The organism is Microbacterium halophytorum (assembly GCF_002970975.1).
GTDB lineage: Bacteria > Actinomycetota > Actinomycetes > Actinomycetales > Microbacteriaceae > Microbacterium > Microbacterium halophytorum.
The window spans coordinates 38,470-62,169 of record NZ_PNFA01000008.1; the positions used below are offsets into that span (position 1 = coordinate 38,470).

At 70.4% G+C, this 23,700-nt stretch carries 22 protein-coding genes and 1 pseudogene; 4 read left to right on the forward strand and 19 right to left on the reverse strand.

The window, feature by feature from the left end; translation table 11 throughout:
- Nucleotide 1 precedes the first annotated feature (1 nt).
- From C0010_RS09580 to C0010_RS09600, 5 genes are all read right to left on the reverse strand, one after another.
- Nucleotides 2–2,746, reverse strand: coding sequence for an FtsK/SpoIIIE family DNA translocase (locus C0010_RS09580; protein ID WP_105566860.1), 2,745 nt, complete (start codon nucleotides 2,744–2,746; stop codon nucleotides 2–4).
- 190 nt (nucleotides 2,747–2,936) lie between these two features.
- Nucleotides 2,937–4,613, reverse strand: coding sequence for a ribonuclease J (locus C0010_RS09585; protein WP_105566861.1), 1,677 nt, complete (start codon nucleotides 4,611–4,613; stop codon nucleotides 2,937–2,939).
- A 96-nt stretch (nucleotides 4,614–4,709) separates the two neighbouring features.
- The gene (gene dapA, locus C0010_RS09590) at nucleotides 4,710–5,687 is read right to left on the reverse strand and encodes a 4-hydroxy-tetrahydrodipicolinate synthase (protein ID WP_105566862.1); all 978 of its coding nucleotides are present in this window, start codon (nucleotides 5,685–5,687) and stop codon (nucleotides 4,710–4,712) included.
- A gap of 60 nt (nucleotides 5,688–5,747) precedes the next feature.
- The gene (locus C0010_RS09595; RefSeq protein WP_105566863.1) at nucleotides 5,748–6,257 is read right to left on the reverse strand and encodes a dihydrofolate reductase; all 510 of its coding nucleotides are present in this window, start codon (nucleotides 6,255–6,257) and stop codon (nucleotides 5,748–5,750) included.
- A gap of 4 nt (nucleotides 6,258–6,261) precedes the next feature.
- Complete coding sequence (locus C0010_RS09600; RefSeq protein WP_105566864.1) at nucleotides 6,262–7,071, reverse strand: thymidylate synthase; 810 nt, start codon at nucleotides 7,069–7,071, stop codon at nucleotides 6,262–6,264.
- A gap of 111 nt (nucleotides 7,072–7,182) precedes the next feature.
- On the opposite strand from C0010_RS09600, the gene C0010_RS09605 reads away from it, so the two are divergent.
- Nucleotides 7,183–7,605 carry an OsmC family peroxiredoxin gene (locus tag C0010_RS09605; RefSeq protein WP_105566865.1) on the forward strand — a complete coding sequence of 141 codons (423 nt, stop codon included), beginning with the start codon at nucleotides 7,183–7,185 and terminating at the stop codon, nucleotides 7,603–7,605.
- 77 nt (nucleotides 7,606–7,682) lie between these two features.
- Here C0010_RS09605 and C0010_RS09610 read toward each other — a convergent pair whose 3' ends face one another.
- From C0010_RS09610 to C0010_RS09645, 8 genes are all read right to left on the reverse strand, one after another.
- Nucleotides 7,683–8,126 carry a tetratricopeptide repeat protein gene (locus tag C0010_RS09610; protein ID WP_105566866.1) on the reverse strand — a complete coding sequence of 148 codons (444 nt, stop codon included), beginning with the start codon at nucleotides 8,124–8,126 and terminating at the stop codon, nucleotides 7,683–7,685.
- Nucleotides 8,123–8,923: a 4-hydroxy-tetrahydrodipicolinate reductase gene (locus C0010_RS09615; protein ID WP_105566867.1), complete on the reverse strand. Its 801-nt coding sequence runs from the start codon at nucleotides 8,921–8,923 to the stop codon at nucleotides 8,123–8,125. The genes C0010_RS09610 and C0010_RS09615 overlap by 4 nt, the downstream gene beginning before the upstream one ends.
- 95 nt (nucleotides 8,924–9,018) lie before the next feature.
- The gene (locus tag C0010_RS09620; RefSeq protein WP_105566868.1) at nucleotides 9,019–9,621 is read right to left on the reverse strand and encodes a histidine phosphatase family protein; all 603 of its coding nucleotides are present in this window, start codon (nucleotides 9,619–9,621) and stop codon (nucleotides 9,019–9,021) included.
- Nucleotides 9,622–9,742: 121 nt separating this feature from the next.
- Nucleotides 9,743–10,051: a DUF4287 domain-containing protein gene (locus C0010_RS09625; RefSeq protein ID WP_105566869.1), complete on the reverse strand. Its 309-nt coding sequence runs from the start codon at nucleotides 10,049–10,051 to the stop codon at nucleotides 9,743–9,745.
- A gap of 9 nt (nucleotides 10,052–10,060) precedes the next feature.
- Nucleotides 10,061–10,417, reverse strand: coding sequence for a cupin domain-containing protein (locus tag C0010_RS09630; RefSeq protein WP_105566989.1), 357 nt, complete (start codon nucleotides 10,415–10,417; stop codon nucleotides 10,061–10,063).
- Nucleotides 10,418–10,562: 145 nt separating this feature from the next.
- Entirely contained in the window at nucleotides 10,563–11,624 is a 1,062-nt protein-coding gene (locus C0010_RS09635) for an aldo/keto reductase (protein ID WP_232531891.1), read from the reverse strand.
- A 102-nt stretch (nucleotides 11,625–11,726) separates the two neighbouring features.
- Nucleotides 11,727–13,976, reverse strand: a complete 2,250-nt coding sequence (locus C0010_RS09640; protein ID WP_105566870.1) for a polyribonucleotide nucleotidyltransferase — start codon at nucleotides 13,974–13,976, stop codon at nucleotides 11,727–11,729.
- 215 nt (nucleotides 13,977–14,191) lie between these two features.
- Nucleotides 14,192–16,189 (reverse strand): glycosyltransferase, encoded by a 1,998-nt coding sequence (locus tag C0010_RS09645; RefSeq protein ID WP_105566871.1) that lies wholly within the window; start codon nucleotides 16,187–16,189, stop codon nucleotides 14,192–14,194.
- Between the two features lie 137 nt (nucleotides 16,190–16,326).
- Between C0010_RS09645 and C0010_RS09650 the strand changes: the two genes are divergently transcribed.
- A complete protein-coding gene (locus tag C0010_RS09650; protein WP_105566991.1) occupies nucleotides 16,327–16,509 on the forward strand; it encodes a DUF5302 domain-containing protein in 183 nt (60 codons plus the stop codon).
- A gap of 22 nt (nucleotides 16,510–16,531) precedes the next feature.
- Here the strand turns inward: C0010_RS09650 and C0010_RS09655 are convergent, their stop codons facing one another.
- The 3 genes from C0010_RS09655 to rpsO form a co-directional block, all read right to left on the reverse strand.
- The gene (locus C0010_RS09655) at nucleotides 16,532–17,179 is read right to left on the reverse strand and encodes a CE1759 family FMN reductase (protein WP_105566872.1); all 648 of its coding nucleotides are present in this window, start codon (nucleotides 17,177–17,179) and stop codon (nucleotides 16,532–16,534) included.
- Nucleotides 17,176–18,399 carry an LLM class flavin-dependent oxidoreductase gene (locus tag C0010_RS09660; RefSeq protein ID WP_105566873.1) on the reverse strand — a complete coding sequence of 408 codons (1,224 nt, stop codon included), beginning with the start codon at nucleotides 18,397–18,399 and terminating at the stop codon, nucleotides 17,176–17,178. The genes C0010_RS09655 and C0010_RS09660 overlap by 4 nt, the downstream gene beginning before the upstream one ends.
- 183 nt (nucleotides 18,400–18,582) lie before the next feature.
- Nucleotides 18,583–18,852 (reverse strand): 30S ribosomal protein S15, encoded by a 270-nt coding sequence (rpsO, locus tag C0010_RS09665; protein ID WP_105566874.1) that lies wholly within the window; start codon nucleotides 18,850–18,852, stop codon nucleotides 18,583–18,585.
- Nucleotides 18,853–19,015: 163 nt separating this feature from the next.
- On the opposite strand from rpsO, the gene C0010_RS09670 reads away from it, so the two are divergent.
- The gene (locus tag C0010_RS09670; RefSeq protein WP_105566992.1) at nucleotides 19,016–20,164 is read left to right on the forward strand and encodes a trans-sulfuration enzyme family protein; all 1,149 of its coding nucleotides are present in this window, start codon (nucleotides 19,016–19,018) and stop codon (nucleotides 20,162–20,164) included.
- Between the two features lie 87 nt (nucleotides 20,165–20,251).
- Here the strand turns inward: C0010_RS09670 and C0010_RS09675 are convergent.
- The 3 genes and pseudogenes from C0010_RS09675 to C0010_RS09685 all read right to left on the reverse strand — a co-directional run.
- Nucleotides 20,252–20,773: pseudogene (locus C0010_RS09675) on the reverse strand (YceI family protein); the annotation flags it as partial.
- Nucleotides 20,774–20,920: 147 nt separating this feature from the next.
- Complete coding sequence (locus C0010_RS09680) at nucleotides 20,921–21,292, reverse strand: FKBP-type peptidyl-prolyl cis-trans isomerase (protein ID WP_105566875.1); 372 nt, start codon at nucleotides 21,290–21,292, stop codon at nucleotides 20,921–20,923.
- A 156-nt stretch (nucleotides 21,293–21,448) separates the two neighbouring features.
- A complete protein-coding gene (locus tag C0010_RS09685; protein WP_105566876.1) occupies nucleotides 21,449–22,657 on the reverse strand; it encodes a PrsW family intramembrane metalloprotease in 1,209 nt (402 codons plus the stop codon).
- A 168-nt stretch (nucleotides 22,658–22,825) separates the two neighbouring features.
- Here C0010_RS09685 and C0010_RS09690 point away from each other — a divergent pair, with 168 nt between their 5' ends.
- On the forward strand, nucleotides 22,826–23,695 hold the full coding sequence (locus C0010_RS09690) for a fumarylacetoacetate hydrolase family protein (RefSeq protein WP_105566877.1): 870 nt from the start codon (nucleotides 22,826–22,828) through the stop codon (nucleotides 23,693–23,695).
- Nucleotides 23,696–23,700 lie beyond the last annotated feature (5 nt).

A 23,700-nucleotide genomic window follows, 5' to 3' on the forward strand; every position in this document is an offset into this window, starting at 1 on the left:
GTCAGTCACGTCCTGTCAGCTGCCAGGCGTCTTCGTCGCCGTCGTCGTCGTGGTCCTCCACGGAAAGGCCCTCGTACTGCGCCTCGATCGGATCAGCGCCGTAGCGATCGCCGCCATCGGGCTCTGCCGCCGGCGTCGCGGGGGCCGGCGCGGCTCCCGCCGGCGGCTCCTCGCCCTTCAACTTCGCGAGCACCGCAGCGAGCTGCTCGGGCGCGACCAGCACGTCGCGAGCCTTCGAGCCCTCGCTCGGGCCGACGATCTCGCGCGATTCGAGCAGGTCCATCAGCCGACCTGCCTTCGCGAAGCCGACCCGGAGCTTGCGCTGCAGCATCGACGTCGATCCGAACTGGCTCGAGACGACGAGCTCCGCGGCCGCGAGCAGCACCTCGAGGTCGTCGCCGATGTCGGAGTCGATCTCCTTCTTCGGCGCGTCCATCGCCTCGGCCACGTCGGAGCGGTACTCCGGCTGCGCCTGCCGCGTGACGTGCTTCACGACGGCGTCGATCTCGTCCTCCGTGACCCACGCGCCCTGGAGCCGGAAGGGCTTGCCCGAGCCCATCGGCGAGAACAGCGCGTCGCCCTGGCCGATCAGCTTGTCGGCGCCCGGCCCGTCGAGGATGACGCGGGAGTCCGTGACGCTCGTAACGGCGAAGGCCAAGCGCGAGGGCACGTTCGCCTTGATGAGGCCGGTCACGACGTCGACCGACGGCCGCTGCGTGGCGAGCACGAGGTGGATCCCGGATGCGCGGGCGAGCTGGGTGATGCGGACGATCGAGTCCTCGACGTCGCGCGGCGCGACCATCATGAGGTCGGCGAGCTCGTCGACGACGACGAGGAGGTACGGGTAGGGCTTCAGCACGCGCTCGCTGCCCGGAGGGAGCACGACCTCGCCCGCCACGACCGCCTTGTTGAAGTCGTCGATGTGGCGGTAGCCGAACGACGCGAGGTCGTCGTACCGCATGTCCATCTCCTTCACGACCCACTGCAGCGCCTCCGCCGCCTTCTTGGGGTTCGTGATGATGGGGGTGATCAGGTGCGGGACGCCGGCGTAGTTCGTCAGCTCCACGCGCTTCGGGTCGACGAGCACCATGCGCACCTCGCTCGGCTTGGCGCGCATGAGCAGGCTCGTGATCATCGAGTTCACGAAGCTCGACTTGCCGGACCCGGTCGAACCGGCCACGAGCAGGTGCGGCATCTTCGCGAGGTTGGCCACGACGAAGCCGCCGGAGACGTCCTTGCCGACGCCGATCGTGAGCGGGTGCGTCGAGCGCTGCGCCGCGGGAGAGCGCAGGATGTCGCCGAGCGCGACCGTCTCGCGATCGAGGTTCGGGATCTCGATGCCGATCGCGCTCTTGCCGGGGATCGGCGCCAGGATGCGCACGTCGTTCGACGCGACGGCGTACGAGATGTTGTTGGAGAGCTGTGTGATCTTCTCGACCTTGACGCCGGGGCCGAGCTCGACCTCGTACTGCGTCACCGTCGGCCCCCTGGAGAAGCCTGTGACCTTCGCGTCGACCTTGAACTGTTCGAAGACGCTCTCGATCTGCGCGACCATCTTGTCGTTCGCCTCGGACTTCGCCACGGCGGGCGGGCCCGCGGAGAGGGTCGCTGCGCTGGGCAGGTCGTAGTGCGCCTCGGGCGGCTGCGGCCCGCGGCCGCCCGGCCCATCCGTGCCGAAACTGCTCAGGCCTGCGAGCCCCTCCGACAGGTCGCCCGTGTCGTCGTCGCCCATCAGCGCGGTCGAACCGGACTCCGCGAGCCCCGCCGTCACACCGCCGATGTCGGAGAGCACCTCGGTCGCCGCATCGGCCGCCGGCTCGTCGACCACGACGGCCTTGTCGTAGCCGCCGTCGGCCTGCGTCGGCAGGAGCTCCGTCAGATCCTGCGGGTCGGTGACGACGTCCGTCGTCTCCTCGCGCCCCGTCTTGTTCCGGCGCCACCACGGCAGCTCGTCGTCGTCGCCCGCGTCGTCCTCGTCGTCGCCCTTCTTCGAGCGGCGCTTTTTCTTCGGCTCTTCGAGGACCTCGGTCGCCGCAGTCTCGGAGGACGCCTGGGCGCGCTCCGTGCCGAACATCCAGTCGTACAGCTCGCCCAGGCGTGCCACGATGCGGTTCGGCGGCGTCTTGGTCAGGATCAGGACGCTCAGCACGCCCAGCAGCGCGAGCACGATGTACGCGCCGATCGGTGTCAGGATCAGCAGCGGCTGCCCCAGCATCCAGCCGAACAGGCCGCCGGATGCGCTCAGCGCCGGCATTCCCGCCTGCGGCTGCGGCTGGTCGCCCGCGACGTGGCAGAACGCGGTCACCACGATCGTGAGCAGACCGAAGCCGATACCGATCCGGCCGTTGTTGTTCACGCTCGACGGGTGGCGGAAGAGCCAGCCGGCGAGGAACAGCAGCATCACGGGGAACACGAAGGCCTCGCGACCGATCAGCATGCCGAACGTGTAGGCGCTGATCTGCTGCGCCACCGGGTTCCCGATGAAGAACCACTCCGTGACGGCGCCGGCGACCGCCAGCAGGACGAGGAACGTCGGGAAGCCGTCGCGCCTGTCGCCCTTTTCGAGCTCCTCGGCACCGAAGACGCGGAACAGGCCGCCGACGGCTCGGGAGAGGCCGCCCCAGGCTCGGACGGCGGCGCCCGGTGCGTCGTCGTCTCCGACGTACTTCTTCGGCGCGGGCGCGGGCTTCTTCGCGCTCGAGGTCTTCGAGCGCGTGCTCTTCTTCGCAGTGCTCGCACGGGCCATGGGCTCAACGGTACGCGTCCCCGCCGACATTCGGCCGCAGAAACGCGCGATCCCGCGGCTTCCGGGAGTTCTGGGAGCCGCGGGATCGCGCGCTCTGACGCCTGCGGGTCCGCGCCTGAGCGCGTCGGCTCGGCGGCCCGGGGCGCGTTGGTCCAGCGGCCGCCGGCGGCGCCGGCTGGATCAGCGCACCCTAGGCTTCGATCACCACGGGGACGATCATGGGGCGGCGGCGGAGGGAGGTGCCGACCCAGCGGCCGATCGTCCGGCGAACCGTCTGCTGCAGCGCGTGACTGTCGCGCACGCCGTTCTGCACGGCCTCCTCGAGCGCCTTCGCGATCTTCGGCTTGATCTTCTCGTAGACCTTGTCGTCCTCGGCCACGCCGCGTGCGTGGATCTCGGGGCCGGAGACGATCCTGCCGGTCTTCGAGTCGATCACGACGACGACCGAGACGAAGCCCTCCTCGCCGAGCGTTCTGCGGTCCTTGAGGTCGGCGTCCGTGACGCCGCCGACGCTGGAGCCGTCGACGTAGATGAAGCCGATGTCGAGCTGACCGGCGACGGTCGCGACGCCGCCGGAGAGGTCGATGACCGTGCCGTTCTCGCCGACGATCGTGCGCTCCGGGTCCATGCCGCTGTCCTGTGCGATCTTCGCGTTCGCGGTCAGGTGGCGGTATTCGCCGTGCACGGGGAAGACGTTCTTCGGGCGCAGGATGTTGTAGCAGTAGAGCAGCTCGCCCGCCGCCGCATGGCCCGAGACGTGCACCTTGGCGTTCGCCTTGTGCACGACGTTCGCGCCGAGCTTCGTGAGCCCGTCGATCACGCGGTACACGGCGTTCTCGTTGCCGGGGATCAGGCTCGACGCGAGGATGACGGTGTCGCCGGGGCCGGGCTCGATCTCGTGGTTGAGGTTGACCATGCGGCTGAGCACGGCCATCGGCTCGCCCTGGGACCCGGTCGACATGTAGACGATCTTGTCGTCGGGCACGTCGCGCGCCTTCTTGTAGTCGATCAGCACGCCGTCCGGCACCTTGAGGTAGCCCAGGTCGGCCGCGATCTTCATGTTGCGGACCATGCTGCGGCCCAGGAGGGCGACACGGCGGCCGTTGGCGTTCGCCGCGTCGAGCACCTGCTGCACGCGGTGCACGTGGCTCGAGAAGCTCGCGACGACGACGCGACCAGGCGTCTTGGCGATCACCTGGTCGAGGACGGGCCCGATCTGGCGCTCGGTCGGGGTGAACCCTGGCACGTCGGCGTTCGTCGAGTCCGGCAGGAACAGGTCGACGCCCTCCTCGCCGAGGCGGGCGAAGGCGCGCAGGTCGGTGATGCGGCCGTCGAGCGGCAGCTGATCCATCTTGAAGTCACCCGTGTGGAGCACCGTACCGGCCGATGTGCGGACGGCGACGGCCAGGGCATCCGGGATCGAGTGGTTGACCGCGACGAACTCGAGGTCGAACGGGCCGATGTCCCATCGCTCGCCCTCGACGACCTTCTCGAGGACGGGCTTGATGCGGTGCTCCTTGAGCTTCGCCTGCACCAGCGCGAGGGTGAGCCCCGAGCCGATCAGCGGGATGTCCTCGCGCAGGCGCAGGAGGTACGGAACGGCGCCGATGTGGTCCTCGTGACCGTGCGTGAGCACGATGCCCTCGATGTCGTCGAGGCGGTCCTTGATCGACTCGAAGTCGGGCAGGATCAGGTCGACGCCCGGCTGGTGCTCCTCGGGGAAGAGCACGCCGCAGTCGATGATGAGGATCTTGCCGTCGTACTCGTACGTCGTCATGTTCCGACCGACCTCGCCGAGGCCGCCGAGCGGGGTGATGCGCAGCGCGCCCTTCTTGAGGGGCTGCGGGTCGTAGACAGGTGTGGACATGGTCCGCCTTCCCGGGACGCGGTGCGCGTCCGGTTCGTCGTCGTTTTCTGTTGTGTGCGGCCGTCGAGCGCCCGCGAGGTCTGTGTGCGGCGCGCCTCAGCGCGTCGTGCCGGGGATCTTCGGCAGCGCGCCGCCCGCGGCCGCGTTGCGGTCGGGGCGGAAGTTCGAGGGGTCGAACCCGTCGATCCCGGTGACGAGGGCGAGCTCGTCCTCGATGATGGCGGCCTCCCACTCCTCGGGCCCCACGAGCGGCAGGCGCACCCGCGGGCTCGAGATGTACCCGAGGCCGTGCAGGATGTACTTCGCCGCGACGGTACCCGGCACGTGCGTCATGACGGCCCGGACGAGCGGCTCGAGCGCCTTGTGCTGCGCCGTCGCGGCCGCCAGGTCGCCGCGGTTGACGGCGTCGACCATGGCGCGGTACGGCGCCGCGACGATGTTCGCTGTGACCCCGACGAGCCCGGATGCGCCGATCGCCATGTGCGGCAGGGCGTTGGCGTCGTCGCCGGAGAAGTACAGCAGATCGGTCTGGTTCAGCACGCGACTGACCTCGCTGAAGTCGCCCTTGGCGTCCTTGACCGCGAGGATGTTCGGGTGCTTGGCGAGGCGCAGCAGCGTCTCGTACGTGATCGGCACGCCGGTTCGGCCGGGGATGTCATACAGGATGACGGGCAGCTCTGTCGAGTCGGCGATCAGCCGGAAGTGCGTGAGCAGGCCCGCCTGGGTCGGCTTGTTGTAGTAGGGCGTGACGATCATGATGCCGTCGGCGCCCGCCTTCTCGCTCTTCTGGTAGAGGTCGATGGCGTGGGCCGTCTCATTCGAGCCGCCGCCCGTGATCACCTTGGCGCGGCCGCCGGAGACCGACTTCGCGACCTCGACGAGGCGCAGCTTCTCGTCGTCCGTGAGGGTCGAGGTCTCCCCCGTGGTCCCCGTCACGACGATGCCGTCGGCACCGCTTGTGATCACCCCGTCGATATGCTTCTCCGTCGCGGGCCAATCGACCTCGCCGTCGGCGGTCATCGGGGTGACGAGCGCGACGAGTACCTGACCGAAGGGGTTGGCTGGCTGCGACATGTCTACCAGAGTAGCCGCCGCCGGCTGAGCGTGCGGATCGGTCCGCGTCGGCGGGGCGGGTCAGGATGTGCCGCGGCGCGCGTACACGAGGAAGCGGTACCGGATGCCGCCCTCGCTCGTCTTCCATCCGGTGCCTGGGTCGCTCGAGGCGAGGCGCCATTCCGGCCCGATCGCGGGCGCGAAGGCATCGCCCGGTTCGTCGACGTCGATCTCGGTGACCCAGAGCTCGTCGAGCAGAGGCATCGCCTCGGCGTAGACCGAGCCGCCGCCGATCACCCACGGTTCGGCTCCGCCGCCGCTCCCCCGCTCCAGCGCCTCGTCGAGCGAGCCGGCGACCGTCGCGCCCTCGGCCGCGAAACCGGTGTTCCGGGTGATGACGATGTTCTCGCGACCGGGCAGCGGGCGGAAGCGCGGCGGGAACGACTCCCACGTGCGCCGCCCCATCACGACGGGGGCGCCGAGCGTCGCCCGCTTGAAGTGCGCGAGGTCTTCCGGCACGTGCCACGGCATGACGCCGTCGCGCCCGATCACGCCGGCCGCGGTCTGCGCCCAGATCGCCCGCAGCACCATGCCGTCAGACCGCCACCGACGCGCGGATCGTCGGGTGGTGCTGGTAGCCGACCATCGCGAAGTCCTCGAACTCGTAGTCGAAGATCGATTCGGGGGTGCGGGAGATCTCGAGCCGCGGGTACGGGAACGGCTCGCGCGAGAGCTGTTCGGCGACCTGCTCGCGGTGGTCGTCGTAGATGTGGCAGTCGCCGCCCGTCCAGACGAAGTCGCCGACCTCCAGACCGGTCTGCTGCGCGACCATGTGCGTCAGCAGCGCATAGCTGGCGATGTTGAACGGGACGCCGAGGAAGAGGTCGGCGCTGCGCTGGTAGAGCTGACAGCTGAGCCTCCCGTCGGCGACGTAGAACTGGAACATCGCGTGGCAGGGCGGCAGCGCCATGCCCTCGATCTCGGCCGGATTCCAGGCAGTGACGATGTGGCGCCGGGAATCGGGGTTCTTCCTGATCTGCTCGACGACGTTCTCGATCTGATCGATCTGCTCGCCGTTCGGCGCGGGCCACGAGCGCCACTGCACGCCGTAGACGGGGCCGAGGTCGCCGTTCTCGTCGGCCCACTCGTTCCAGATCCGCACGCCTCGCTCCTGGAGCCAGCGGACGTTCGAGTCGCCGCGCAGGAACCACAGCAGCTCGAGAGCGAGCGAGCGGAAGTGCACGCGCTTCGTCGTGATCAGAGGGAACGACTCCGACAGGTCGAAGCGGATCTGCCGGCCGAACACGCTCGTCGTGCCCGTTCCCGTGCGGTCGTCCTTGTGCGTGCCGTTCGCGAGCACATCGCGGAGCAGGTCTTCGTACGGCGTCGGGATGGCGGCGGTCATGCCCCCAGCCTACGGCGATCCGGCGACACCGAGCCCGGATGCGCCCACACGCGCGCCGCATTCGTCAGTAGGCTGGCGGATGACCGGGACCGTCGACAGAAGGAGTTCCCCATGAGCGTCACCAGCGAAGCGACCACCACCTGGAACGGCAGCCTGTTCGAGGGCTCGGGGAGCGTTTCCCCCGCCTCCGGCATCGGCACCTTCCCCGTCGATTGGAAGGCCCGCAGCGAGGGCTCCTCGTCGACGACGACCCCCGAGGAGCTCATCGCCGCCGCGCACTCGTCGTGCTACTCGATGGCGCTGTCGAACGAGCTCGCGAGCAACGGCACGCCGCCCGAGAGCGTCTCGACGACCGCGTCCGTCACGTTCGTGCCCGGCACCGGCGTCACCGGCAGCCACCTCAACGTGAGCGCGACCGTCCCCGGCATCGACGAGGAGGCCTTCGCGAAGATCGCGGAGGCCGCGAAGAACGGCTGCCCGATCTCGCAGGCCCTCGCCGGCATCGAGATCACCCTCGAGGCGGCGCTGGCGTAGGCACCGCGCACCGAAGCGGCGCGCCCCGGCTGATCCTGCGATCCGCCGGGGCGCGCCTCTCTGCGTGCGCGGGCCGCTCAGGCCCCGCGGGGTGCGAGCGAGATCGACTTGCGGATCGCCTCGCGGGCGCGGCGCCGATCGCCCGCCGCGTCATACGCGAGGCCGAGCCGATACCAGGCGCGCCAGTCGTCGGGGGCGTCCTCGACCTGGTTCCGGTACTTCGGGAACACCGCCTCGCCGTCCGCGCGGTCGACCCGGCCGCTCGGCGCGGCGTGCACCGCGTCGTCCGGGAGGCCTCCCTCTGCCTCGAGGCGCTTGCCCAGCCGTTCTGCGCGCACGCCGAACCACAGCTCGCGCCCGAGGGCCCAGACAGCGATGACGGGCAGGACGATGAGCGCGGCGCCCATCGCGATGCCGACCGGATCGCCCGTCCCGACGAACGCGACGGCCCGCCCGCCCACGAGCACGATGTACAGCAGCAGCGCCGCCGCCATCAGCGCGACGCCGAAGCGCGTCTTCATGCGCTCGTCGCCACCTGACCGGTCACGCCGCCCTCGTCGACGGGCCGTGCGGCGCCCCCGGAGGGCACGCCGATGCCGATGTCGATGAAGCCCTCGAGGCCCACGACGACGCCGGACGCCGCCCCTGCCGCCTCGAGCGCGATCCGGATGCCGGGCGCGTACGCGGCCGCGGGATCGATCGTGTCGTGCACGACGGCGAGGCTCTCGCCGGGGCCGGAGAGGATCGTCTCCTGCTTCGCGACGATGCCGGGGCGGCGCAGGGAGTGCACCGGCACGCTCGCGACCTGCTGCCCGCGGGCCCTCTGGTCGGCGTGCGGCGCCTCGACCGGCTCGCGGCGCGCCGCGGCGATCATCTCGGCGGTCCGAACGGCCGTACCGCTGGGCGAGTCGATCTTGGTGTCGCGGTGCGTCTCGACGATCTCGGCGAACGGGAAGAACCGGGCCGCGGCCGAGGCGATCGCACTGCCGAGCACCGAGCCGAGGGAGAAGTTCGGGATGAAGACGGCGGCCGTGCCTGCGGCCTCGACGAGCGGGCCCACCGAGGCGATGCGCTCAGCGGACCAGCCGCTCGTGCCGACGACGACGGGCAGCCCGAGCTCCGTCGCGCGGCGCACCACGTCGATGCTGACGTGGGGAACCGACGCGTCGACGACGAGGTCGGCTCCCTCGAGCTCGGCGAAGTCGCTCGACGAACCGAGCACGGCGTGCACCTCGAAGCCGTCGTGCTCCTCGATCACCTGCCGGATGATCGAACCGAGCTTGCCGTTTCCGCCGACGAGGGCCACGCGTGCTGCCATGCGTCCATCCTAGGCGGCAAGGGATCCCCCAGCGCGGCCGTACTGCGTTCTGCATGCGACGAGAACGCAGCCGACGCGGTGCTCGCCTCCGCCGGCTACACGAGGGCGTCTTCGGGGAGGCCGGTGCGCAGCTCGTAGGGCAGGTGGCCGAGGTCGTTGTGCGTGAGCAGCGTCCACGGCCTGCCGGGCTTCTGCCCGATCACCGTCAGACCGCAGTGCGCCTGGTTCAGCGTCATCCAGCGCCACTCCGGCATCTCGAGCACCTCGCGCACGAACCAGGAGATGACGAAGTTGTGGGTGATCAGCAGCTCGTGCACGTCTTCGTTCTTGCGCACGAGGAACTCGTTGACCGCATCGGCCATCTGCGCGCGGCCCGCGTCGATCTCGGCCTCGGTGTACGAGCCGAAGAACGGTTCGAAGGTGCTGGGGGTCTCCTCCGTCATCCCGGTCGGGACGCAGTCGAACAGCAGCGCGTGCGGCTGCGGATCCACCGCGGGGAGCCGCTCGGCCACGTACCGCGCCGTCTCGCTCGCCCGCTCCAGCGGCGAGTGCCAGACGGCGTCGAATCGGAGCCCCGAGAGCCGATCGGCGACGGCGGCCGCCTGCCGCTGCCCCCTGGCGGAGAGCGGGCCGTCCTCCAACCCGAACTCCGCGTCGCGGTGCTCGCCGTGACGGACGAGGTAGATGTAGTGCGTCATCCGCTCTTCTCCTGAACCGGTCTCGATCACAGCCGAGCGCATCGCTGCGCCGTGCCTCCACCCTATCGGGCGCCGGTGACGGCGGCGCGGACCGAAGGGAGATGCGGACGCCCGCGCGCCGTTACGCTGTCTCTTCGTCGGTGTGCTCGGGATTGGTGGCCCTGCCATCGAGCCACAGGATGTCGGAGGTGTCCGCGTGCGAACCGGCGGTGCCGACGTGCTTCGCGCTGATCTGCGGGCCCTTCGTGATCACGTGGACGAGCGCCATGCCGTAGCCGCGGGACAGGTCGTAGTCCGCCTTGAGCCACTCGAGGATGGGGGTCGCCCTGGTGTCGGGCCCGAAGCCCTTCTCCCGCGCGAGGTCGATGAACTGGCGAGGGGTGAGACCCGTCTTGGTCTCGATGTTGTCGAGGTATGCCTGGAACGACATGGGTGGTCCCTATTCGAGGTCGGTCTGGATGATGACGGCGGACGCATGGATGCCGATCAGGCGCATCGTGCCGGTTCCCGTGTTGGCGAACTTGTGCGGAACGAAGGCCGGCCCCGTGACGGTGTCCCCCGAGGTCGCCGCGATCCGCGCGTCGCCGACGATGAAAGTGACATCGCCCTCCAGCACGACCCAGGTCTCGGGGTACGGGTGCCAGTGCAGCTTCGAGCCCTGGCCCGGCCGATTGTCGATGTAGAAGTACGAGACGCCCGCCCCGTGGTCCGCGCCCTCGAATCTTCGGCTGGGCCCGCCGCCGAGCCGGATGCGGTCCGGTTCGACGAGCGTGGGAGCGGCGAGTGATTCGACCATGTTCAGCTCCTTCGCCGGTGTGCGCCCAGTCTTCCACGGATGACCGACATCGCCGAGACCTTCGTTCCGGCTCGGCGTCGTCAACGGCGCGAGCACGCCCACCGTCTCCTCGGCGCGGCGCCGTGACGCACAGGATCCGGAACGGCTATGCCGCCGCGCGGGTGAGCTCGGCCAGGTGCGTGCGCGACAGCGCGACGCCGACCCCCTGCACGAGCTCGTCGACGTGGCTCGGTTCGAACGCGTTGGCGATCGGCGCGACGACGGCAGGCTGCGCGCGCAGCCACGCGATTGCGACGGCGGCGTGCGGCACACCGAGCTCGCCGGCGATGCGGTCCATCGCCTTCAGGACCTTGGTGCCGCGCTTGTTCATCCGGCCGGCCAGCTGCGCTCCCCTGGTCGAGGCGGCCGCCTGCGCGCGCGAGCGGTGCATGCCCGTGAGGAACCCGTGCTCCAGTGGGTGCGACGGCGTCAGGACAATGCCCTGCGCCCGCGAGACGAGGCGCAGATCACCCTCGAAGTCTCTGCGCCGCATCGCGTTGTACGGCACGTCGATGACCGGGATGCGGGGATAGCCGGCCGAGGCCAGGATGCGCAGCTCGACGAGCTGATCGGCCGAGAGCCCGTACGCGCCGAAGGAGCGGACCTTCCCCGTCTCCACGAGCCAGTCCGCCGTGGCGAGGGCGTCCTCGAGCGGAACCGAGTCGAGTTCCGATGCGTCGAAGTAGGCGACGTCGATGCGGTCGGTGCCGAGCCGCTCGAGCGACGATTCGACAGCCCGCACCAGCGGCACCGAACCGAGCCCCGGGTGATCCGGATGCCCGCCGATGCGCACACCCAGGACCGTCTCGTCGCGTACGCCCCGCTCTGCCAGCCAGCGGCCGATGATGTGCTCGCTGCGGCCGGCCGCGAAGCTGTCCGCCGTGTGGATCGCGTTGCCGCCGTGCTCGGCGTAGCGGTCGAGCACGGCGAAGCTCGCCTGCTGCCCGATCGTCCAGCCGAACTCTCCCCCGCCGATCATCAGGCCGAACACCTCGAGGCCGGTCTCGCCGAGCGGCTCCCGCAGACTGCTTCCGATACCGGGGCCGATCGTCGGGATCGGGGCGGAGGGGTGCCCTGCGCGCTCGACCCTGGAGACGCGAGTGGGGGCGTCGGCGACCGCGGGGTGCTGCCAGGTGAGTCCTGGCATCCGGCGCGCGCTGTCCTGCATGATCCCTCCCCGATCAGGCGCCACGATATCGCGGAAGGGGCCCGGATCCCCGTTCCGCCGCGGCGGAAACGGGGATCCGGGCCCCTTCGTTATCGAGTCGTATTACTCGGCCGCCTCTTCGGCGACCTCGGCCTGCTCCTCGATGACCGGCTCGAGCGCGAGCTTGCCGCGGTCGTCGATCTCGGCGATCCGGACCAGAACCTTCTGACCGACCGAGAGGACGTCCTCGACGTTCTCGACGCGCTTGCCGCCGTTCAGCTTGCGGATCTGCGTGACGTGCAGGCGTCCGTCCTTGCCCGGCAGCAGCGAGACGAAGGCGCCCGACGGGATGATCTTCACGACCGTGCCGAGGAACTGCTCGCCGACCTCGGGGTTGGTCGGGTTGGCGATCGCGTTCACCTGCGCGCGCGCCGCCTCGGCTGTCGGGCCGTCGGTCGCACCGATGTACACGGTGCCGTCGTCCTCGATCGAGACGGTCGCGCCCGTCTCGTCCTGGATCCCGTTGATCGTCTTGCCCTTCGGGCCGATCAGCTCGCCGATCTTGTCGACGGGGATCTGCACGCTGATGACGCGGGGCGCCGTCGGCGCCATCTCGTCGGGGCTGTCGATCGCCGAGTTCAGCACGTCGAGGATGCGCAGGCGCGCCTCCTTGGCCTGCGTCAGCGCACCCGTGAGGACCTCGCTGGGGAGGCCGTCGAGCTTCGTGTCGAGCTGGAGCGCCGTGACGAACTCGCTCGTGCCGGCGACCTTGAAGTCCATGTCGCCCAGGGCGTCCTCTGCACCGAGGATGTCGGTCAGCGCCGCGTAGCGGGTCTCGCCGTCCTTCTCCTCCGACACGAGGCCCATCGCGATGCCGGCGACGGGCGCGCGCAGCGGCACACCCGCGTTCAGCAGCGAGAGCGTCGAGGCGCAGACCGAGCCCATCGAGGTCGAGCCGTTCGATCCGAGGGCCTCGGAGACCTGGCGGATCGCGTAGGGGAACTCGTCGCGGCTGGGCAGCACCGGCACGAGCGCGCGCTCGGCCAGGAAGCCGTGGCCGATCTCGCGGCGCTTCGGGCTGCCGACGCGGCCCGTCTCACCCGTCGAGTACGGCGGGAAGTTGTAGTGGTGCATGTAGCGCTTCGACGTCGTCGGCGACAGCGAGTCGATCTGCTGCTCCATCTTGAGCATGTTCAGCGTGGTGACGCCCATGATCTGGGTCTCGCCGCGCTGGAAGATGGCGGAGCCGTGCACGCGCGGGATGACCTGCACCTCGGCGTCGAGCGGACGGATGTCGGCGAGGCCGCGGCCGTCGATGCGGGCGCCCTCGGTGAGGATGCGACCGCGAACGATCTTCTTCGTGACCGACTTCCACGCCGCCGAGAACTCGAGCGGGGCCGCCGCGGGCAGCTCTTCGGCCTCGACCTTGGCGACCAGCTCCGCCTTGACGGCCGCCTTCAGCTCGTCGTCGGCGTTCTGGCGCTCGGCCTTGTCGGCGACCTGGTAGATCTTCTCCAGCTCGGCGAGGGCGCGACCCTCGACGAAGTCGTAGGTCTCGTCGCTGTACGCGGGGAACGTCGGGAACTCGAGCGGCTCCCTCGTCGAGCTGGCGGCCATGGTCGCCTGCGCCTCGACGAGCTGCTTGATGAACGGCTTGGCGGCCTCGAGGCCGCCCGCCACGACCTCTTCGTTCGGCTTCACGGCGCCGGCCTTGATGTGGTTCCAGCTGCCCTCGGTGGCCTCAGCCTCGACCATCATGATCGCGACCTCGCCGTTGTCGAGCACGCGGCCGGCGACCATCAGGTCGAAGACCGACTGCTCGACCTGCTCGGCGTTCGGGAACGCGACCCACTGGTCCTCGTGCGAGCCGTAGCCCGGGATGAGGGCGAGGCGGACGCCGGCGATCGGGCCGGAGAACGGCAGGCCGGAGATCTGCGTCGACGCCGAAGCCGCGTTGATCGCGAGGGCGTCGTAGAACTCGCCGGGCGCGATCGACAGGACCGTGATGACGACCTGGACCTCGTTGCGGAGGCCGCTGACGAACGACGGGCGCAGCGGCCGGTCGATCAGGCGGCAGACCAGGATCGCTTCGGTCGAGGGGCGGCCCTCGCGGCGGAAGAACGAGCCGGGGATCTTGCCTGCTGCGTACGAGCGCTCCTCGACGTCGACCGTCAGTGGGAAGAAGTCGAACCCTTCGCGCGGGTGCTTGCCGGCGCTGGTGGCCGACAGGAGCATGGTCTCTTCGTCGAGGTAGGCGGCGACGGAGCCCTGCGCCTGCTGGGCGAGTCGGCCGGTCTCGAAGCGGATGGTGCGGGTGCCGAAGCGGCCGTTGTCGAGAACGGCTTCAGCTGCGGTGATTTCAGGACCCTCCAAGGGGTGTCTCCTTCGATCGAGCCCGTGTCCGGCACGGGCATACGAGAGGAGCAGGAGCTTGAGGAGTTGCACGCTGGCCACCAGGAGAAGCCCACCGGATGCGCCACCCGGGAAGCCACTTCTAGGGACCAGCTCCTACGAACCTGCTCCGTGATCTTTTCAGTTGTGCGTCCAGCCTATCAGCGGCCGCTTCCCCGGTCGCCGGGCGCCGCGCCCTATCGGGCGTCGGCGCCGTCGCGCGACGAGCCGCCCGCCCGCACCTCGACGTAGTCGCTGTGCTTCGGCAGCAGGCCGTCGCCCGCCGTGCGCCCGCGCACGCGGCGCCACACCCACGGGAGCGCGTGCTGCGTCACCCAGCGGCCGGAGGGCTCGTCCGCATCCTCGTGGAACGCGCGATCGAGTTCCGCGAGCCGCGGCGCGTCGCGCATCCCGAGCACCTCGGCCGCGCGGTAGGCGAGCATCCGGTGGCCGCTCGAGCGCAGATGCACCTTGTCGGCGGACCAGTGCCCCGTGTCGCCGAGCTCCGGCAGCGCGTCGGAATCGAGCAGCATCGCCCCATGCTCGTCGGCGATGCGGCGCAGCTCGCTCGCGTATGCCGCGAACCGGCGGGCGAACATCCGCGCGGCGAAGCGCCGCGGCAGGAACGGTGTGACGAGGAGCACGTCGATGCCCTCTGCGCGTAGGTGCACGACGGACCGCTCGAGCTCGGCCGCCAGCGCGTGCGGGTCGGCGGCGTGGCCGATCAGGTCGTTGTGCCCCATCAGGATCGACACCAGCTGCGGCCGCAGCTCGAGCGCCGCGGGCACCTGATCGCGCTCCAGATCGCGCACCCGGCGGCTGCGCACCGCGAGGTTCGCGAACCGGAAGGCCTCCCCCCGCGCGTGCTGCGCCAGCAGCATCGCGAGGCGGTCCGCCCAGCCGCGGTACTCGCCGTCCGGCACGCGCGACCCGTCGCAGAGACCCTCCGTGAGCGAGTCGCCGAGCGCGACGTACCGGTTCCAGCCGCCGCCCGCCGCGGCCTCCGGCTCACCCGCACGCCTGGCCGCGCGCGCCATCGACGCGGCGTCCATCCGGCGCAGCCGCTCGGCCTCCTCGTAGCGCGCGACGAGCTGCTCGGTCAGCGCCGCCCACGTGCGATCCGCGACGCTGCCGCGCGCGGCCGCCGCGAACGAGGCGCGCTTGGTCTCGTCGCCCGTGAGGTCGGCGACCCTGGCCCTCAGGTCCGCGACGTCGCCGGGGCGGTACAGCCAGCCGTCGACGCTGGAGCGCACGAGGTCGACGGGGCCGCCGCGGCCGACCGCGACGACCGGAACACCCGACGCCAGCGCCTCCTGGACCGTCTGGCAGAACGTCTCGGACTCCCCCGGATGCACGAAGACGTCGAAGCTGGCGACGGCCTCCGCGAGCTGGACGCCACCCAGGAACCCCGTGAAGTGCGCATCGGGGAGCTCCCGCTCGAGCCTCTCGCGCTCGGGGCCGTCGCCGACGATCACGAGCTTCGTCCCCGGCACGTCCGCGAGCACCTTGAGGTCGTCGACCTGCTTCTCGGGCGCGAGCCGCCCGACATAGCCGACGATGCGCGTTCCGGATGCCGCGGGCTCCGCCGCGTCCGGCCCCAGGACGCCCTCCCGGAAGCCGGCGCTGCGGCGCTCCGGGCGGAAGCGCTCGGCGTCGACGCCGCGGCCCCAGCGGTGGAGGCGGTCGACGCCGAGGCCCGCGAGCTGCGCCTCGGCGTGCGACGACGGCGCAAGCGTCAGCGTCGCCCTGCGGTGCAGGCGCGCGATGTGCGCCTGCGCCAACGGCGCGGCCCCTGGTACGCCGTAGCGCTCGGCGTAGGAGATCACGTCGGTCTGGTAGATCGCGACCGTCGGGAGGCCGAGCGCATCGGCCGCGACCACGCCCTGCCAGCCGAGGACGGCCGGCGAGGCGAGATGCACGACGTCGGGTGCGAAGCCGGCCAGGATGCGCTTCAGCTGCGCGACGGGCGCCAGGGCGACCCTGACGTCCGGGTAGCTGGGCAGCGGCAGCGAGGCGAGGTACGTGGTCTCAGGCACATCGATGCCCGCGACGTCTTCGGGTTGGCCCGGCGCCTTCGGGGCGACGACCAGGGTCTCGTGACCCATCTGCCGCAGGTGGTGCACGACCTGCAGAACGGAGCCCGTGACCCCGTTCATGTGAGGGAGGAACGATTCGGCGATGACCGCGATCCGCATGCCACCAGAATCCCGGATGCCGCGGCCCCGCCGGCGCCGAACTCGGCCGGATCACGCAGAGTTCACCGGATGTGCCCCTGGCGTTCGCGATCGCGCGGCACGCGCACGCGGCTCCGCACCGCGCTATGCTCGGCGGCATGGCTTCCGACGATGACGACGACGTCAGCACGACCGACGAGATGAAGCGCAAGTTCCGCGAGGCGCTCGACAAGAAGAACGCGCGGCAGCGCAGCGGCGAGGCCCACCTCGACGGCGATTCCGCGATCCACGAGAAGCACGACGCGCATACGCAGCGCCAGTTCCGCCGCAAGAGCGGCTGAACCCGGGCCGCGCGCCCCGCCGTCAGCGGTTCGGCAGCTCCGTGAGCAGGTCGGCGAAGCTGCCGGCTCCGTTCATGTAGGCCTCGGGGCTGAACGGGTCGGGCTTGCGCGCCGCCGCACCGCCGGCGAGCCGATCGGCGAGCTCCCCGGCGGCGCGGTCGATGCGCTGCTGCAGCGGCGCGACGCCGTCGGCCCCCGCTCCCCAGTCCTCCGCTGAGGCGAAGACGGCGGTCGTCACGGGCTCGGCGTGCAGGTAGGTGAACAGCGGCCGGATGGCGTAGTCGAGCGCCAACGAGTGCCGCGGCGTGCCCGCCGTCGCCGAGATCAGGATGGGCTTGCCCTCGAGCACGTCGCGGTCGAGGGCGTCGATCCAGCTCTTGAACAGCCCCGAGTAGCTCGTCGAGAAGATCGGCGTCGCAACGATCACGGCGTCGGCGCTGGCGATCACCCCGTTCATCTCGGCGAGCGGCTTCGGGGCGAAGCCCGTGAGCAGGTTGTTCGTGATGTCGTGCGCCACGTCGCGCAGCTCGAACGTGCGCGCCTCGCGGTCGGTGATGCCCCGCGATTCGAGCTCGGCGAGGACCGCATACACGATCCTGTCGGCGAGCGTACGGGTCGACGACGGCGTGCTCAGGCCCGCCGAGACGACCGCCAGCGAAGTCGTCGTCATCGCTGCGCCCCCAGTCCGAAGGCGCTGCCCGCGGGCTCCGGGGTGTCCTGGTACGGCGAGCCGCCCGTCACGTTGTCGCCGCGGTTCGCGTTCGGCCGCGGCTGCCGCGGCGGCCGGTCGCCGTATTTCGCCTTCACGCGCGCTGCGTGGGTCGGGGCATCCGGAACCTCGTCGGGGCGCCCACGGTCGAGCTCGCGCCGCAGCACGGGAACGACCTCCTCGCCCAGCAGGTCGATCTGCTCGAGCACCGTCTTCAGGGGAAGGCCCGCGTGGTCCATCAGGAACAGCTGGCGCTGGTAGTCGCCGAAGTGGTCGCGCATGCCGGCGTATCGGTCGATGACCTGCTGCGGCGACCCCACCGTGAGCGGCGTCATCTCTGTGAAGTCCTCCATCGTCGGGCCGTTGCCGTACACGGGAGCCGCGTCGAAGTACGGGCGGAAGCTGTCGACGGCGTCCTGCGAGTTCTTCGCCATGAACGCCTGGCCGCCGAGCCCGACGATCGCCTGCGCGGCCGTGCCGTGGCCGTAGTGCTCGAAGCGCTGCCGGTACAGCGCGATCAGGCGCTGGTAGTGCTCCTTCGGCCAGAAGATGTTGTTCGCGAAGAAGCCGTCTCCGTAGTACGCGGCCTGCTCCGCGATCTCGGGCGTCCGGATCGAGCCGTGCCAGACGAACGGCGCGACGTCGTCGAGCGGGCGGGGCGTGGATGTGAATCCGCTCAGCGCTGTGCGGAACTTGCCCTCGAAGTCCACGACGTCGTTGTCCCACAGCTGTCGCAGCAGCTGGTAGTTCTCGATCGCGAGCGGCAGGCCCTGCCGGATGTCCTTGCCGAACCAGGGGTACACGGGCCCCGTGTTGCCCCGGCCCATCATCAGGTCCATCCGGCCGCCGGAGACGTGCTGGAGCATCGCATACTCCTCGGCGATGCGCACGGGGTCGTTCGTGGTGATCAGCGTCGTCGAGGTCGAGACGATGAGGCGCCGCGTCTGCGCCGCGATGGCGGCGAGCAGTGTCGTCGGCGACGATGAGAAGAACGGGGGGTTGTGGTGCTCGCCGATGGCGAAGACGTCGAGCCCCGCCTCGTCTGCGTGCTTCGCGATCGCGATGACGTCCTGGATGCGCTGGGCCTCGCTCGGGGTCTCGCCCGTGAGCGGGTCGCGCGTGACGTCGCTCACGCTCATGAGGCCGAACTGCATGGGCCGCGCCGTCGTGGTGTCACTCATGGCGTCTCCGTTCCATTTGTATGCACGTGAATGTACATCGTACAACGCCCGCACGACGAATCTATTCCCGGATGCCGACCGGGGCACCCCGAGACGACGAAGGCCCGCCCCACACCGTGGGACGGGCCTTCGGGAAGACGATTGAACGCTGGTCGCGCTCCGCCTCGCCTGACGCGGCTTCGCTCAGCGGCGAAGACCCACGCGCTCGATCAGCGAGCGGTAGCGCTCGATGTCGAGGTCGTGCAGGTACGTCAGCAGGCGACGGCGCTGACCGACGAGCAGGAACAGGCCACGGCGCGAGTGGTGGTCGTGCTTGTGGCTCTTGAGGTGCTCGGTGAGGTCCTTGATGCGCTTCGACATCAGTGCGACCTGCACCTCGGGGGATCCGGTGTCACCGGGGTGCGTCGCGTACTCTTCGATGATCGCCTTCTTGACATCTGCTGCAAGTGCCATGTAGTCGATCCCCTTTCTCCTCGTTGCGCGGCGCCCGTCGCCTCATGCGCGAGCTCTCTTTATCCGCGGCCGATCGAACGGCAACCACACGAGTCTACCCCATCGGTCGGAGCCCGCGCACCACGGCGCCGACCTCGTGCAGCGCGTGACGTACGCTCGGATCGTGGCTGCAGACAACAACCTCCGCACCGATTCGCTCGTCGTCGCGGCCGGTCGCCCGCCCCGGCGCCCCGGCGCTCCCGTGAACCCGCCCGTCGTCATGTCGTCGACCTACGTCGGCGCGGACTGGCCCAGCGGTGACGAGCTCGTCTACGCCCGCTACGACACGGAGAGCTGGCGGCCGCTCGAGGAGGCCATCGGAGCCCTCGAGGGCTCCGCCGAGCGCGCGCTCGCGTTCGGCTCGGGCATGGCCGCGATCTCGGCGGCCCTCTCCCTCGTGCCGAACGGCGGCACCCTCGTGATGCCGAGGCACAGCTACAACACCTCGCTCGTCGCGGCGAAGGAGCACGCGCGACTGCGCGGCATCGCGCTCGTCGAGGTCGATATCGCCGACACGGCCGCGGTCACCGAGGCACTCGACGGCGCTGACGACCTCGTGCTCTGGGTCGAGTCGCCGACGAACCCCATGCTCGAGGTCGCCGACATCGCCGCACTCGCGGCCGCGGCGCACGAGCGGGAAGGGATCGTGATCGCGGACAACACGTTCGCGACCCCCCTCGCCCAGCGACCGCTCGCCCTCGGCGCCGACGTCGTGGTGCACTCCGTGACGAAGTACCTCGCCGGCCACTCCGACGTCGTGATGGGCGCCGTCGTCGCAGACGACGGCGAGCTGTGGGCGGCGCTGAAGGCGCAGCGCGACGTGCACGGGGCGATCCCCGGGCCGTGGGAGGCCTGGTTGGCGCTCAGGGGCATCCGGACCCTGGCGCTGCGCATCGAGCGCTCGCAGCGCAGCGCCCTCGACCTCGCGACCAGGCTCGAGGCGCACCCGGCCGTCGCCGAGGTGCGCCACCCCGGCCTCGCGAGCCACCCGCAGCACGAACTCGCCGCGGCGCAGATGACGGGCTTCGGTTCGGTCCTCACCCTCCGCCCGCGCGGCGGGGCGGCGGCGGCCTCCGAGATCGCCCGCGCCGTGCGCCTGTGGGTGCCAGGCACGAGCCTCGGCGGTGTCGAATCGCTCATCGAGCGCCGGCGCCGCATACCGTCGGAGCCCGTCACCGTGCCGGAGGACCTGCTGCGCCTCTCGGTCGGCGTCGAGCACGTCGAGGACCTCGCGGACGACCTCTTCGCCGCGCTGGAGGCCAGCCAACGCTGACCGCCTGCGCACGGAAGGGCGCCCGACCGCCGCGGCGGGGGGGGGCCCGGGCCGGGCCACGCGGGGCGGCGGCGCCCGCCGCCGGGGGAGCGTGAGCTTGACGTCCTTGCCGACGAGGACGCCGCCCGTCTCGAGCGCGGCGTTCCAGGTGAGGCCGAAGTCCTCGCGGTTGATCTTGCCGGTCGCCGTCGCGCCGGCCTTGTAGTTGCCCCACGGGTCGGTGCCGAAGCCGCCGAACTCGAGCTCGAACGTGACAGGCCTCGTGACGCCCTTGATCGTGAGGTCGCCGTCAACGAGGTACTCGTCGCCGTTCGCGCGCACGCCGGTGCTCACGAACGTCATCGTCGGGTGGTTCTCAACATCGAAGAAGTCGGCGCTGCGCAGGTGGCCGTCGCGGCCCTCGTCCTTCGAGTCGACCGATGCGACATCGACCTTCGCCGTGACGCTCGCCTCGAGCGGGTTCTCCGGCAGCGTGATGGTGGCTTCCTTGACGCCGAATGCACCGCGGACCTTCGACATCATCATGTGGCGGACCTCGAAGCCGACCTCGCTGTGGGCGGGGTCGAGGGCGTAGGTGCCCGCCTTGTAGCCGGGGATCTCTGCAGTCATGGGGTGCGCTCCTTGAGTGGTGGGTGATGCGTACAGAGGGAACAATACATATGCAGCTGCATATATTCCGAGTCCGCGAGAAATAATCTCAGAGCGACCGCAGCGAAGGAGGGCCGCCCCGTTCGGGGCGGCCCTCCTTCGCTGCGGTCAGGCCGCGTCGATCAGATCGATGATGAAGATCAGCGTCTTGCCGCTGAGGAAGTGGCCCGCGCCCGCGGGGCCGTACGCCTTGTGCGGGGGCACCGTCAGCTTGCGGCGGCCGCCGACCTTCATGCCGGGGATGCCCTCCTGCCAGCCCTGGATCAGGCCCTGCAGCGGGAACTGCAGCGTCTCGCCCCTGTTCCAAGAGGCGTCGAACTCGTCGCCCGTGTCGTATTCGACGCCGGCGTAGTGCACCGTGACGGTCGCACCGGGCTGGGCCTCGGTGCCGTCGCCGACGATGATGTCCTCGATGACGAGGTCGGCGGGAGCCGGGCCCTCGGGTGCGTCGAACTCGGGCTTCGTGCGATCTGCGCTCATGCGTCCATCCAAGCACGGAGTGCGTCGTTCGCGGGCGATCTCGTCGTGGTTCGCCTCCCCCTTGACACCCCCGAGCTTCCGTCGCATGCTTATCGCAAGCTCACTCAGCGCCTGGATGTCTCGCCGGCTTCGCCGCAGCCCGGGCGCTGAGTGTTGTCACGGGGCGAGCAGCAGGCGACGGGTCGCGACGATCCGCACCAGGAGCTGGCGCTCCACCTCGGCAGCGCCTGGGTCGCGCCCGCTCATGCCCCGCTGGCGCGCCATCGCGAGCTGCGTCGCGTCGCGGATGAACGAGGTCATCAGCCGAGTTCGGTCGCCGGGGAGGGAGCGCGCCCAGGCCCTGCCGATCTTCCGGCCCCTCGGGGTCGCCAGCATGTCGATCTCCATCGGCGTGAACCAGCCGGCGCCCGCGTAGTCGCCGAGCCGGTCGTGGGTGATCCTGGCCTTCTCCCGCCGGAGCAGCACGATCGCGACGACGAACGCGGCGAACTGCGGCACCTGGAGCACGAGGTACAGGACGAGGAAGTCCGCATAGCTCGACGCGTTCCAGACCGCGTGCATCACGACGCCGATCGCGTAACCCCACAGCGCGAAGACCGCGACGCTGCGGCGCTCGCGCAGGGCGTAGCCGACGAGCAGGCCGAAGACGCCCGTGAACATCGCGTGCGCGAACGGCGAGAGAATGCCCCGCATCACGAAGATGCTCACGGTCGCGCCGAGGCCCTCGCTCGCCCCGTACAGCAGGAAGTACTGGATGTTCTCGCTGAACGCGAAGCCGGCGCCGATCAGGCCGCCGTACACCAGGCCGTCGATGGGCCCGTCGATCGTGTTCCGCGCGATCAGCATGATCACGAACACGCCGACCATCTTGCAGGCCTCCTCGACGAGCGGCGCCCGCACGACCGTCGCGATCACGTCCTGGGCATCCGGATCCGCGCCGAGCACGTCGACCGACACCCAGTCGAAGAGGTACAGGAACGCCGTCGTCAGCCCGATCGACGCGATCGCCCCCCACGCGAGAGCGAAGACGATCAGCCGCCGCGGCTCCGGCTCCCAGTTGTCGATCCACGTCACGGTGAGGACCACGATCGCGAACGGGATGACCGCGAGCGCCGTCGCGACGAAGAACGGCACGGCGCCGAACGAGAGCATCGGCAGCACGAAGGAGGCGAGCACCCACAGCGCGATGAGGCCCACGCCGACCCAGCCGAGGAACCACAGGGGGTGCACGCGCTGTGGCACGGGCGGGAGCGCGAGGTGCGCCTGCGGGCGCGCCTCTGTGACAGGAGCGGGGGCGCCCGGCAGCGCGCGCGGCGAGGGGCGCCAGGGCGAGCGGCCGTCGGGCTGCGGCGTTCCGTACGACATGCCGACAACTCTATTGGCGGCCGGCGACGCTCCGGGGCGATGGCTGTGGCGTTCGCCGCACTGCCGCATCCGGAACCGCCCGGGGCTGTGCACCGGGCACAACGAAACCGAAGCGCCGTGTGACGACACCTCCGGCCGCGCGCGCCCCGCCGTTCATAGAATGGAGGAATGCGCTTCTCCCATGTGATCCTCGCCGGCGATTCGGAACCGACCTTCATCGCGAAATCGGGCGACAGGGCGCTGCCCGTTTCGTCGCTCGTCGATGACGCACCCTCCTCGCTGCAGGAGCTCGTCGAGCGGGGCCCCGCCGAGTGGGCGCGCGTGCGCGAGGCCCTCGAGGCGGGCCGCGGCGAGGCCGTGTCGCTCGACGGCGCCGCATACGCCTCCGCCGTGAACCGGCCGCCGGCGATCATGGCCGTCGGCCTGAACTACGCGGCGCACTCGGGCGAGCTGAACCTCAAGACCGACAGCACCCCGACGGTGTTCACGCTGTGGCCGAATTCCCTCGCGGGCCACGGGGAGACCACGACCTGGTCGCGCGAGATGAGCGAAGCGGTCGACTACGAGGCCGAGCTCGGCGTCGTCATCGGGCGGCCCGCGCGCGAGGTCACGGAGGAGGAAGCGCTCGACTACGTGTTCGGCTACACCGTGGTCAACGACATCTCGGCCCGCAACATCCAGTACTCCGAGGCGCAGTGGTCCCGCTGCAAGTCGCTCGACGGGTTCACCCCGACCGGCCCCGACGTCGTCACGGCCGACGAGATCGCCGACCCGCAGGACCTCCACATCTGGACCACGGTCGACGGTGAGACGGTGCAGGACGCCTCGACGGGCCAGATGGTCCGCTCGGTAGCGAAGCTGATCGCACACCTGTCGAAGGGGATCACGATCCTGCCGGGCACCCTGATCTCGACCGGCAGCCCCGGCGGATCCGGTTTCTCCCGCAACCCGCAGATCCTGCTCGGTGACGGGACGACGGTCACGGTCGCGGTCGACGGCATCGGTGAGCTCACCACGCACTGCCGCGTGACGGACTGACGCCG

What these genes read in the sequence shown, in the direction of transcription:
- C0010_RS09580 (WP_105566860.1), bottom strand. Translation starts at nt 2,746, where the DNA reads ATGGCCCGTGCGAGCACTGCGAAGAAGAGCACGCGCTCGAAGACCTCG.
- C0010_RS09585 (WP_105566861.1), bottom strand. Translation starts at nt 4,613, where the DNA reads ATGTCCACACCTGTCTACGACCCGCAGCCCCTCAAGAAGGGCGCGCTG.
- dapA (WP_105566862.1), bottom strand. Translation starts at nt 5,687, where the DNA reads ATGTCGCAGCCAGCCAACCCCTTCGGTCAGGTACTCGTCGCGCTCGTC.
- C0010_RS09595 (WP_105566863.1), bottom strand. Translation starts at nt 6,257, where the DNA reads ATGGTGCTGCGGGCGATCTGGGCGCAGACCGCGGCCGGCGTGATCGGG.
- C0010_RS09600 (WP_105566864.1), bottom strand. Translation starts at nt 7,071, where the DNA reads ATGACCGCCGCCATCCCGACGCCGTACGAAGACCTGCTCCGCGATGTG.
- C0010_RS09605 (WP_105566865.1), top strand. Translation starts at nt 7,183, where the DNA reads ATGAGCGTCACCAGCGAAGCGACCACCACCTGGAACGGCAGCCTGTTC.
- C0010_RS09610 (WP_105566866.1), bottom strand. Translation starts at nt 8,126, where the DNA reads ATGAAGACGCGCTTCGGCGTCGCGCTGATGGCGGCGGCGCTGCTGCTG.
- C0010_RS09615 (WP_105566867.1), bottom strand. Translation starts at nt 8,923, where the DNA reads ATGGCAGCACGCGTGGCCCTCGTCGGCGGAAACGGCAAGCTCGGTTCG.
- C0010_RS09620 (WP_105566868.1), bottom strand. Translation starts at nt 9,621, where the DNA reads ATGACGCACTACATCTACCTCGTCCGTCACGGCGAGCACCGCGACGCG.
- C0010_RS09625 (WP_105566869.1), bottom strand. Translation starts at nt 10,051, where the DNA reads ATGTCGTTCCAGGCATACCTCGACAACATCGAGACCAAGACGGGTCTC.
- C0010_RS09630 (WP_105566989.1), bottom strand. Translation starts at nt 10,417, where the DNA reads ATGGTCGAATCACTCGCCGCTCCCACGCTCGTCGAACCGGACCGCATC.
- C0010_RS09635 (WP_232531891.1), bottom strand. Translation starts at nt 11,624, where the DNA reads ATGCAGGACAGCGCGCGCCGGATGCCAGGACTCACCTGGCAGCACCCC.
- C0010_RS09645 (WP_105566871.1), bottom strand. Translation starts at nt 16,189, where the DNA reads ATGCGGATCGCGGTCATCGCCGAATCGTTCCTCCCTCACATGAACGGG.
- C0010_RS09650 (WP_105566991.1), top strand. Translation starts at nt 16,327, where the DNA reads ATGGCTTCCGACGATGACGACGACGTCAGCACGACCGACGAGATGAAG.
- C0010_RS09655 (WP_105566872.1), bottom strand. Translation starts at nt 17,179, where the DNA reads ATGACGACGACTTCGCTGGCGGTCGTCTCGGCGGGCCTGAGCACGCCG.
- C0010_RS09660 (WP_105566873.1), bottom strand. Translation starts at nt 18,399, where the DNA reads ATGAGTGACACCACGACGGCGCGGCCCATGCAGTTCGGCCTCATGAGC.
- rpsO (WP_105566874.1), bottom strand. Translation starts at nt 18,852, where the DNA reads ATGGCACTTGCAGCAGATGTCAAGAAGGCGATCATCGAAGAGTACGCG.
- C0010_RS09680 (WP_105566875.1), bottom strand. Translation starts at nt 21,292, where the DNA reads ATGAGCGCAGATCGCACGAAGCCCGAGTTCGACGCACCCGAGGGCCCG.
- C0010_RS09685 (WP_105566876.1), bottom strand. Translation starts at nt 22,657, where the DNA reads ATGTCGTACGGAACGCCGCAGCCCGACGGCCGCTCGCCCTGGCGCCCC.
- C0010_RS09690 (WP_105566877.1), top strand. Translation starts at nt 22,826, where the DNA reads ATGCGCTTCTCCCATGTGATCCTCGCCGGCGATTCGGAACCGACCTTC.